The sequence below is a fragment of the uncultured Nostoc sp. genome (assembly GCF_964247315.1).
Taxonomy (GTDB): Bacteria; Cyanobacteriota; Cyanobacteriia; order Cyanobacteriales; family Nostocaceae; genus Nostoc.
On record NZ_CAXTTT010000035.1, the window covers coordinates 48,647 to 59,424 of the forward strand.

The 10,778-nt window shown below is 40.3% G+C and carries 8 protein-coding genes and 1 pseudogene; 3 read left to right on the top strand and 6 right to left on the bottom strand.

Translation table 11 applies throughout. The annotated features are described in order from the left end of the window. The first annotated feature begins 2 nt into the window (after positions 1-2). The 3 genes from ACFE93_RS12845 to ACFE93_RS12855 all read left to right on the top strand — a co-directional run bounded on the left by ACFE93_RS12845 (position 3) and on the right by ACFE93_RS12855 (position 2,272). Positions 3-1,259, top strand: coding sequence for a ScyD/ScyE family protein (locus ACFE93_RS12845; protein ID WP_375473652.1), 1,257 nt, complete (start codon positions 3-5; stop codon positions 1,257-1,259). A gap of 429 nt (positions 1,260-1,688) precedes the next feature. After that, on the top strand, positions 1,689-1,847 hold the full coding sequence (locus ACFE93_RS12850) for a hypothetical protein (RefSeq protein WP_375473653.1): 159 nt from the start codon (positions 1,689-1,691) through the stop codon (positions 1,845-1,847). A gap of 245 nt (positions 1,848-2,092) precedes the next feature. Next, the gene (locus ACFE93_RS12855; RefSeq protein WP_375473654.1) at positions 2,093-2,272 is read left to right on the top strand and encodes a hypothetical protein; all 180 of its coding nucleotides are present in this window, start codon (positions 2,093-2,095) and stop codon (positions 2,270-2,272) included. A gap of 311 nt (positions 2,273-2,583) precedes the next feature. Here ACFE93_RS12855 and ACFE93_RS12860 read toward each other — a convergent pair whose 3' ends face one another. The 6 genes and pseudogenes from ACFE93_RS12860 to ACFE93_RS12885 form a co-directional block, all read right to left on the bottom strand. Next, entirely contained in the window at positions 2,584-3,330 is a 747-nt protein-coding gene (locus tag ACFE93_RS12860) for a peptidylprolyl isomerase (RefSeq protein ID WP_375473655.1), read from the bottom strand. Between the two features lie 119 nt (positions 3,331-3,449). Then, complete coding sequence (locus ACFE93_RS12865; RefSeq protein WP_375473656.1) at positions 3,450-4,973, bottom strand: HlyD family efflux transporter periplasmic adaptor subunit; 1,524 nt, start codon at positions 4,971-4,973, stop codon at positions 3,450-3,452. A gap of 71 nt (positions 4,974-5,044) precedes the next feature. After that, positions 5,045-7,765, bottom strand: a complete 2,721-nt coding sequence (locus ACFE93_RS12870) for a peptidase domain-containing ABC transporter (RefSeq protein ID WP_375473657.1) — start codon at positions 7,763-7,765, stop codon at positions 5,045-5,047. Next, positions 7,659-8,384, bottom strand: a complete 726-nt coding sequence (locus ACFE93_RS12875; RefSeq protein ID WP_375473658.1) for a transposase — start codon at positions 8,382-8,384, stop codon at positions 7,659-7,661. The genes ACFE93_RS12870 and ACFE93_RS12875 overlap by 107 nt, the downstream gene beginning before the upstream one ends. 275 nt (positions 8,385-8,659) lie before the next feature. Continuing rightward, positions 8,660-8,820: pseudogene (locus ACFE93_RS12880) on the bottom strand (ATP-binding protein); the annotation flags it as partial. A 243-nt stretch (positions 8,821-9,063) separates the two neighbouring features. Next, complete coding sequence (locus tag ACFE93_RS12885; RefSeq protein ID WP_375473659.1) at positions 9,064-10,590, bottom strand: dolichyl-phosphate-mannose--protein mannosyltransferase; 1,527 nt, start codon at positions 10,588-10,590, stop codon at positions 9,064-9,066. Positions 10,591-10,778: the final 188 nt, after the last annotated feature.

The following is a 10,778-nucleotide window of genomic DNA, read 5'->3' on the forward strand; positions in this document are numbered from 1 at the left end:
AAATGCTGAAAAAGTTGTTGATAGCTGCTACAGGAGCAGCATTTATTACTTTTGGAGTTGGAGAAGTTTCAGATGCAGCAAGCTTAAGTGTCATAGCCAGTGGTCTTGATGGCCCACGGGGGCTAACCTTTGCTCCTGATGGATCTCTCTACGTTACGGAGGCGGGTACAGGAGGTACAGGAGCCTGCATTCCAGCACCTGGAGGCAGTGGATTAACAATGTGTTATGGCGCAACCGGTGCTGTAACACGGATTGAGAATGGTACACAAAAGCGTGTGGTTACAGGTCTACCATCTTTAGCAATATCCATTCCACAATTACCTGTTAGTTTTGATGCTACTGGCCCTCATGATATACAATTTGATTCATCTGGCAAGGCTTATGTAGTTGTTGGTTTGGGTTCAACTCCAGAGCAACGCGATAATGTTCTGAAAATTCCTGACTTTGGACAACTCATTAAAATTGATCAGCTTAACGGTGGATCTTCGTGGACAAAGCTGGCTGATCTAGCAGCTTATGAGGGCTTATACAATCCCGATCGTACAGGTTCAAATTTATATAATCCTTACCAAAACAGCATTGATAGCAACCCCTATTCTTTTGTAATTAAAGAAGACACTGCTTATATCGTTGATGCAGCCGCAAACGACCTTTTCAAAGTCAAAACTGATGGAAGTGATTTGGCGGCGGTGTCTATATTTCCTGAGAGGGGTGTGACCGACCCAGCTACAGGTGAAACTATTGGAATGCAATCAGTGCCTACTGCGATCGCAACTGGCCCTGATAATACTTTATATGTAGGAGAATACACGGGGTATCCTAATCCAGATAACGCAGCCCGTATCTTTAAAATTGGCCCCGATAATCAACCTGTGGTTTACGCTGATGGTTTCACACAAATAGCTGATCTTGCTTTCGATAATCAGGGTGGGCTATATGTCTTAGAATTTGCCTCTACTTCATTAAACTCTCCAAACACTATTCCTTCTGGTGCTTTGATTTATGTAGCTCCTGATGGTACTTACAAAACTATCGCCAGTGATGGGTTATTGTTCCCTACTGCTTTAGCGCTTGGTTCTGATGGTGAGATCTATGTTTCAAACAAAGGTTATCTTTCAGGACAAGGTGAGGTTGTTCGTATTTCCGTTCCTGAACCTAGTTATACAGCAAGCATGTTAGCTTTTGGTATTTTCATTACAGGTTCGCGCTTGTTATGTAAACAAAAATTAAGCAGCAATGTCAAAAGCTGTATTGAGTGATTGTTGAAAATAACCTTTGACAAAGATGAATTAATTTAATCTGGCAGCAGTGCCAGATTTTTTATTTTTTGAAATGATCTCACTTTCTTTAAACTACAGTCTCAACTAATATCATTTCCAAAAATATTTGCAACAAATAGATAGATAGATAGGCTGTAGGAGTGTACATCTGTACAACACCACTCACACCCATATATCTGTGTCAGGTATTTTGTAAAATGGTACAACAGCAAACTCGCCAACTGTTATAAGTGACTTTTCGGTATTTTATATCAAGTCAATAAGGAAACATTTATGTTACTAAAAACTAACTGTATATACTTATTGTAGCGATTTTTAAATGGCAATATGTAATTAATGGGATTAGCAAAAACATAAACCCACCCTTGCAAGAACAAATTCAAGTTAAACTTCAAAGGAGATAAAGCAATGGCTACAATTAAAATTGATAATCTATCCGTAACTGGAAGCGAATTTTTTTCTGATTCTGAAACCTATTTAGATCAGTTGTTAGAAGTATCACTTTCTGATACTCTCAGCATCAAGGGAGGAATCGGCACAGTTCTACTCTTCTTATTGTTACTATAGCAATGTAAGTTCGATAAACTTTAGTGAACTGTCGTTTAGTCTAGCAGCAAACTCTTCAACTATTTTGAGGGGTTTTTTAATATTTACTAGTATGTCAATAGTGAAATAATTATGTCCTCATAAAATACTTTTAACAGTTGCTCTTACACGTTTTAAATGCAAACATATAATTACAGGGATTGGGCAAAACATAACCTAATACTTGTTTGAACACAATAATAGAAAATCTCAAAGGAGATAAAGCAATGGCTACAATCAAAATTGATAATCTATCCGTAACTGGAAGCGAATTTTTTTCTGATTCCGAAAGCTATTTAGATCAGTTAACAGAATTGTCAGAAAGTGATACTCTCAGCATCAAGGGAGGAACCGGCACTATTATTATAGTAGTTGCCATTACTCTTATAGCAACTGATGCTTATTAAGCATTATTTAGTATACAATTGAGGTTAAATTTACCTCTTTTAAGTATAATATCATGTCCGGTTGATTACTTACTAAACCTGAAAAACTCCACTCTTCCAAAGCTACGCTTTATCTTCCCTCCTCTTGCTAAGGGGAGGAGATTAAGGGGTGGGGGGCAATGACTATGGGAATCATAACTAATTATGCGGACATGATATAATTTCAACTAATAGCAAGCTCCTCAAATATATGAGGGGCTTTTTAGCTAGATTAAAAGTGGAAATTCTGTCAGACAAGCTGAATTTTTGCCTAGACTTGTAAATCTAACTATCTAACTACCTGAGTCAAAATTTTTCACCAATTTAACTGGCTCAATTTGTTGCTTAATCCACTCATCAAACAAATCAGTGATAATTCGCTGACGCAGTTTGTTATCCAATTCTGGTTGGATAATCTCCTCCACAAAAATTAGATGTAATCCCTTAGAAGTTACTATCGGTTTGAGAACCTGAGGCGGTGTAACAGCAAAGACAGCAGCAGAAATCTCCGGCTTTAAATCTTGGCGGCGTACTATCCCCAAATATCCCCCTTTTCGGCGTAACTCAGTATCCTGGATATATTTGTGAGCAACATCATAGAAACTCATCTCACCTTCCTTAACAGCATAGAAAAGTTCTATTGCCAAGTCTTCATCATCTAATACAACCTCATACATTACCACACCAGCGTAGTCTAACTGATGTTCTAAGAAGTATAGTTCGATTTTATCTGTAAACAAATGTTGACTTAACTTTCCGAAAACGACACCACTGTAAACAATTTCTTCAAAATCATCTAAAGACAAACTATGTTTTTCCAACCAAGTCCATGTCTCTTCAGCACTGGTTATTTTATTTATTAAGCGGAATAAGTCTGCTGCTTTTTGTAATTCTTCTGTTTCTACTTTTATCCCAGCTTCTTCAGCAGCAGAGCTAATCACTTTACGGCTAACAATTTGCTCAACTATCTCAGGAATTTTGCAGGATATTTTAACTTGTTGAAGAATATCTTCGTTGGTAATGGTAATTGATTGTGACATGATGTTGCTCTTAAATTAGTTAGGTGGATTTAAAAGTGACATACTAACCTTTCCGCTTTGCCTTCAAAGGAAAGGGGTTAGTAGCTGAGGTCTAGGAATACATAGGTATAGTGAAACTTTTACAATTTCATCCCACCCTGCTGCAACTGCTTAAATGGGTCAAGTAGAAAATCAATAATTCGACGCTGGCGCACAATTACCTCAGCTGTCGCCGTATCCCCAGGATGCAAGGCAATACATTTATTAGCAGAGGGAATACAATTTTGTTTTAGGGCAATTTCCAAGTTATAAGCTGCTACCTTTCCATTAGGTGTATCCACTTCTATGGTAGTAGGAGAAATCTCTAACAATTTTCCTTCTACCACCCCATAATCCTGAAACGGATAAGCATCAAACTTTAACTTTACTGGCAATCCTTTTCGCAAAAAACCACTCTCAGTTGTTGCCATTTGCGCCCGAATTATTAAAGGCGAACCTTGAGGTGCAATCTCCGCAATCATTGTTCCAGGCTGCACCACAGACCCAGCCCGTTGTATCGGTAGCTGAAACACTCTACCATTCACGCTGGCTCTTAACTCTCGTTGTCCTAACTGAAATTTTAACGATACAATCTGACTCTTACTTTGAGCAATTTCTGCTTGAAGCGTAGTAATTTCTGTCTCCAAATCCTTCTGTTGTTCGTCGATTTTTAGCAAAGCTAACTTACTGGAACGAGTTAAGGTCTGATAACTCCTTTCCTGTTCTTTCAGTCGCAACTGTGCCTGCTCAATATCTGCATTTGCTTGTCGAATAGTCCGCTCATAACTACTCTGTTGTTCTACCAAACGTAGTTTAGCCTGTTCAATATCTGACTGATTTTGTTCGTATAACTGTTGCTTGTCTTTAGCTATATCTTGTTTCTGGACAAGATTAATTTCTGGAACAACCCCTGACTGCCAAAGACTGCGATAGCGTTCAACTTCCCGCTCGGTACTCGCTAAACTACTGTTTACTAACTTATTAGCAGTTTGACTATGCTCAAGAGTTTGCCGTGCCTGATTGACTTGAGCTAATTTTTCGTCTTTTTGTAAATCATAGGAATTCCTCAGAGCATCTATATTCTGTCGCGCTTGGTCAATTTGAGACTGCTTTTCTAACTGTTGAGATTGATTTTGTTGCTGCTGCGTTGTGAAAGATACAACTAACTGACTTTTAGATGAATTTAACTGAGAAAGTCGATTTAATTGTCCCTCCAACTTCTCCTGTACCTGCCGCAATTCCGCTTTAACTAATTCCGATTCCAACACCAATAAAGTCTGCCCAACTTTAACTGAATCACCCTCCTTTACCCGAATTTCCGCAACAGTACCTGCTACAGCAGCATCCAGCCTAACCGTCTTTCCTCTTGGCTCCATTTGCCCTCTTGCCGTACCTGTTTCATCCACCTTAGATAGCATCGCCCAAGGTAAAATAATCGACACAAATACCACTAAAAAATACAGTAATCCCCTTGTCCAAACCTGGGGCAAGCTATCAAGTAAATCCTTGGTTGCGTCTGCCCAATCATCAGTTGATCTAGCTGGTGTTTGCTCCTTTAAAATTTCCTCGTGCTGTTCTACCTTATAGATTTGGGTTTGAACCCTTCCATTCAATGTGTTTGGCATGATTTTTCCTGATATCAATTTTGGATTTTGGGAATGGGGAGACAAAAAATTTTCCTGCTTATCCTCTTGTTTCACCCCGCAACATCCATCTGCTGATGATTGAGATAAAAATAATGTCCCCGCTTGGCCATCAACTCTTGGTGAGTCCCACTCTCAATCAACACGCCGCGATCTAGCACTAAAATCAAATCTGCATTCCGCACAGTTGAAAGGCGATGGGCGATTACTAAGGTGGTTCTGCCTTTGAGAATTGTGTTTAAATTCGTTTGAATAATTCTTTCTGACTCTGCATCCAGATGGGAAGTCGCTTCATCCAAAACCAACAGCTTGGGATTGCCTAACAACGCTTTAGCGATCGCAATTCTTTGTCGCTGTCCTCCAGACAACATCCCCCCTCCTTCACCAATCTGGGTTTCATAACCCATAGGTAACTTTTTAATAAACTCATCAGCACCAGCCAATCGCGCCGCCTCAATAATCTCTGCCAAAGTTGCCCCAGGATGTGCCAAGCTAATATTTTCCCGAATCGTTCCGCCAAACAAAAAGGTATCTTGATCAACTACCCCAACCTGTTCGCGTAGAGAACGCAACGAAAGACTGGTAATATCCTGCCCATCAATCAATACTTTGCCATCTGTGGGCGGATATAACCCCAAAACCAGCTTAGAAATCGTGGTTTTCCCCGAACCACTCCGTCCTACCAGGGCAACCATTTGCCCACTGTATATTTCAAAACTGAGATTTTCTAAAACATTGATATCGCTCTCAGGGTGATAGCGAAACGTCACGTTGTCAAAGCGAATGTTACCTTGAATGGGTGGTAAAGATTGCCGCGCTTGGTGTTGCAAATCCTCTTCTGGTTCTGCATCCAACACATCATTAATGCGTTCCACGGCAATCACCACTTCTTGCAATTGATTCCACAAAACTGTTAATCGTTGGAAGGGTCGAATAATATTTCCCAGCAACATATTAAATGCTACCAATTGCCCAATGGTTAGCTGGTTGTGAATCACTTGGTACGCCCCAAACCACAGCAATATGGTAGTTACTACTGCTTCAATTGTGTTGCTAAATATTTGCAGGCGATTGCTGATAATTTGCCCAGAAAAGTTAGTTTTTATTTCCTTACTTAATAACTCTTCCCAATGCCAACGCACTGTCTGTTCTACTGCTGTGGATTTAACTGTTCTCACACCAGAAAGGGCTTCAATCAGATAGCTACTTTCATTAGCAACAGCATTAAAGATTTCCCGATAAATCTTTTGTAAAAAAGGTGTGGCAATCAATGCCAGCAGGAAAAAAGGCGGTATAATCACTAACACCAGCAACGCCATTTTCCAACTGTACCAAAACATCAATCCTAAATAGATAAAGACAGTAACTAAATCCAGCAGGATGGACAACGCTTCACCGGAGAGGAAGCGTTGAATTTTACGATTTTCTTGTACACGAGAGATAATATCCCCCACATAACGCGACTCAAAGTAACTCAAAGGTAGCCGCAAGGTATGGCGAATAAATCCTACAATTAGTGCTAAATCAAGCTTATTCGCCGTATGGTCTAACAGATATTGCCGCAACCCCGTCATTGCCACACGGAATAAACTAAAAATTAGTAACCCTAACCCCACCGCCGTTAAGGTTAGTTCAGAACGCTGCACTACTACTCTGTCTAAAATTAACTGCGTGAATAGGGGCGTAATCAGTCCAAAAATCTGGATAAATACTGAAGCAACAAACACTTCCAGCATTACCAAAGAGTGAGGCTTTATTAACTCAAAGAATTGCCAAAAAGGAGTTGTAGTCTCTTTGGTATCCTTCAACCAGGCTGTGGGTTGCACCAGCAGTGTATAGCCAGTCCAGTTGACTTTAAATTCGGCGTGGCTGAGGGTGCATTGACCAATGGCGGGGTCGGCGACAATGACGTGTTTGGGCGTAATTTCGTAGACAACGATGTAATGCTTGCCTTCCCAGTGAGCGATCGCAGGCAATTTTTGCTTCGCCAATTGGTCAAGACTTGCTTTCACCGGTCGCGTGCTAAACCCAATACTTTCCGCCGCCGCTGATAACCCCCGCAGTGAGGAGCCATTGCGATCAACATTGGCAATATCCCGCAGGCGATTTACACTAAAGTTTTTCCCCCAATAGCGAGACACCATCACTAAACAAGCTGCACCGCAATCCGATCCACTCTGTTGGGCAAAAAACGGATAGCGCCGAATCACTCGCTGTAACAAATGCCCGACTCGCTGCGTGGAGTTGGGAAAATAGGCTTTGCTAATCTTTTTCTGGCGTGGCTCTACTGCTGGCGTTGACAAAATCTTCCTTTCATGCATCCGTTTGGAGTCAGATGGGGGATTATCTAAGTCCACCTGTTGAGGGTTACGAAATAGCGCCTTAGCCCACAAATGCTCCCGAATTTGGGGATATTTAGTCATCAATGGCCACAACACTTCACTCGGAACAAAGCACAGTTGCAAGTTTACTGAAGCTCTAGCAGCGTAAGGTTTAAAGTCACCCTCATTAAACAAGGTAAATTCTCCAAATGAGTCACCTGCCTCTAAAGTGGCGATTAACTCATCGGCGCTATCTAGCAACCTGACCTTACCAGCGATCGCAATATAGATTCCTGGTTGAGCATCACTTCCTTGCCAGAACTTGCCAACTTTCGGATTAATAAATTTAACTTGTTGAAGACAGTGTTGAAATTCCTCTGTCGAAAGAGAATAACCCAGAGTTTTGTTGAACAGTTGCAGAGTTACTAACTGAGCGGATATATCTTGCGCCATGAATGTCTAAATCTTTTCCTAATTTTGCAAAGTTAATAGGTAAAAATTCGGTATTATCTGGAATAGCTGCGGATTTAAGGTCAGCAATCAAAATTTTGGAACCTTGAGCTTGTTCATTGCTGTTTGCTTCAGAATTGCTGGGTTTTGGTAGTGTGGATAATCCCATCTGTTTGAGCAGTCGCTTGATATGGCGATCGCTCACCTCAATCCCAAATTCTTTTGCTAGATGTTTCCCAAGCCAGTTTGCTGTCCAGCGTCGAAAAGAATAGCCATGATCGCGGGGACTACTATTAATCAGTTCTTTCAAACGTTGTAAATACTCGTCATTTACCGCCTTTGGGCGACCAAGGGGGCAATCTTGCCATTTGTGGGCCATCCCAGTTCGGGCTATGTGTGTCCAATGTCGTGCTGTTGCTGGACAACACCCCAAGCTTTGACAAATCGACCTTTGAGTTTTTCCCTCATCTGCCAACAACATGATTTCAATGCGTTGGCGGTAGGATTCAAGTAAACTTTTTTGCAAATTTTGTAATAGCAGTTTCCGCTGAAACGCTGTTAAATACTTACCAGTACATCCACTTAAGTAGTTAGTTTCAGGTTTACCTTGGTAGTCAGACATAAACGTAGAATTGTTAGTTTTGTAAACGCATAAAAGCCTTGTACTTGGGATATAATTTCTCAAGCACTCACAAACAAATCTATTTAGGGGCTAGTGATTACCCTAATAGCGCACAATTTTTTATGTATTATATGTATTGTATGTCAGGTATATATCAAGCTACAAATCATATATGTGAATTCAGTAAATTAACCGTAAAACTTTTATGAAATGTTAGGCTCAATACGACAACGTAGTATTACCACTGAATACTTTATTTACAAGTAAAAATATTTGCGATCGCTAAATTGTGGGTTAATGCCAATCCCGTTATCCCGGATTGAGAATAGCCATGCATCTTCTATTTTTGCTCCCATATAGAGTTGTGGCGGTTGATCGCTGTAGAACTTTATGACATTACGATAAGGTTCTGGAATAGATGCATCAACTGGCTACTATTCTTTGCAATTCTTCATTTTTTAATTAAATCTGACATTTTGCACTATTCTCAATCAGCATTAGATGCAGGAAACAATACGGTTCAGATAAGGTTTTTTCTCCCCCTGCTCAAGAACAGCCTGCCTCAAGAGATAAATTTTCTTAACCCAAGTGTATTGGTGCAGAAAACACATCTACAGGATATTTTAGGTAAATGAGGTACAAAGTTACAGGTTTTAAGATAGAAGGCAGGAGGAAGAAACTATATCCAAGAGTTGAACCACATTCGCAGCTTATAATCGTTAGGGGAGAGGGGTAAACCCAAATAAATGGGCATCCAGAAAATAAAAGCAGCCAGAATAATAAAAGTAATGGTGACACCTAGCGCCCGGAGTTGTTGATAATAACTGCAAAGACACCGATCGACAAACCAAGCGATCGCTAAAAATACAAACACCAATGCACACATATAGTGATAAATAAAAACGCACCTATTAACCTTCACCCAAGGTAATAAGTTAGCAGCATAATTGATAACTATATATAAAGCAATCCAAGTATCAACATTAGGAGTTGCTTTAAGAGAAAAACGCTTTTCCTTCACCCAAGGAATTACGATTTGTGAAACCAGCATTCCTACTAAAAACAACATAGCAGCAGCACCAAACCACCACAAAAATGGATTGCCCATTGCGTGGACATCATAAATAACTTTTCCAGCGCTGGCAGGCAAAGGCGGGTCCATCACAGGTAACGGATCGGTGATACTTTCAGCCGTTTGATAATAATATGCCATTGGTCGAGTCATCAAAGGCCATTTATACCAGGCAGCACAGTAAGGATGTACGTTAGGACTATTACCACCTAGATGTAAGTGAAACTTCAAAATTTGCTGATGTACTGCAATAAATCCATAAGTTTTATCTAGTTGAAGGTGAGGAATCCAGATGATGCTATAGATAAAAGCTGGGATAATTCCTAGATAAAACAGCATCTGAAAAATATTGAGCTGAGTCAAGTTTTGTAGTGGTGTCTGAGATGAGAGGGATAAGGGAAATGAGGGAGAATAAGTACTAACCCCTGACTCCTGATTTCTAACTCCTGCCTCCTTCAATGAAGAGGATGTAAAAAAGAGTTTGAGGTTAGGAAAAGAATATGTTAAATGAATTACCCAAGCTGCTACCCAAATCAGATAAGCACCTGATAGGAACCATAAACCATTCCACTTAGTACCGACTGAAGCACCAAAACCAATGCCAGCAAAAACTAACCAAAAAGAACGTCGCCGATTTTGGTTATTTAATGCCAATAATAAAAACCAGTGCCCTAACAAACCAAAAATGACGATATAAATATTACTTAGAGCATACCTAGACTCAACTAAAAAAATACCATCACAAGCTGTGAATAATCCTGCAAGTATTGCAAAGGTACGACGATAACTTAACTGATAAGCGATCGCAGCCACAACTACAGGAATAAATGAGCCAGTCAGGGCATTGAACCAACGATAAGTCCAAGGCGATCGCAATGAACCTGTCAGCCCATTTACCGTATCGTGCCAAAAAGGAATGTGACTGCCAATCCAAATGCCGATGCCAATAATATATTGACTCAGCGGCGGATGAGCATTAAAAAATGGCGTATGCGTAAGATAATTATTACCGAATTTAGCAAAATAAACTTCATCAAATACTAGAGTGTTGAATCGCTCCAGTCCCCAAAACCGTAAGGCAAGTGAGAGAATAAATACACTTACCATCCCAATTCGGAACCACTTTTTATTCATTAGTCATTAGTCATTGGTCATTTGTCATTAGGCATTGGGCATGGGGCATTGGGCATAAGGAATAGGGGATAAGTCTTTGATACTCGTGAATGAGTCTTTGATACTCGCCGACGAGTCTTTGATACTCGTGAATGAGTCTTTGATACTCGTGAATGAGTCTTTGATACTCGCCGACGAGTCTTTGATAC

Coding starts and splice junctions, on each gene's coding strand:
- ACFE93_RS12845 (WP_375473652.1), top strand. CDS start 3: ATGCTGAAAAAGTTGTTGATAGCTGCTACAGGAGCAGCATTTATTACT.
- ACFE93_RS12875 (WP_375473658.1), bottom strand. CDS start 8,384: ATGTCTGACTACCAAGGTAAACCTGAAACTAACTACTTAAGTGGATGT.
- ACFE93_RS12870 (WP_375473657.1), bottom strand. CDS start 7,765: ATGGCGCAAGATATATCCGCTCAGTTAGTAACTCTGCAACTGTTCAAC.
- ACFE93_RS12860 (WP_375473655.1), bottom strand. CDS start 3,330: ATGTCACAATCAATTACCATTACCAACGAAGATATTCTTCAACAAGTT.
- ACFE93_RS12850 (WP_375473653.1), top strand. CDS start 1,689: ATGGCTACAATTAAAATTGATAATCTATCCGTAACTGGAAGCGAATTT.
- ACFE93_RS12865 (WP_375473656.1), bottom strand. CDS start 4,973: ATGCCAAACACATTGAATGGAAGGGTTCAAACCCAAATCTATAAGGTA.
- ACFE93_RS12855 (WP_375473654.1), top strand. CDS start 2,093: ATGGCTACAATCAAAATTGATAATCTATCCGTAACTGGAAGCGAATTT.
- ACFE93_RS12885 (WP_375473659.1), bottom strand. CDS start 10,590: ATGAATAAAAAGTGGTTCCGAATTGGGATGGTAAGTGTATTTATTCTC.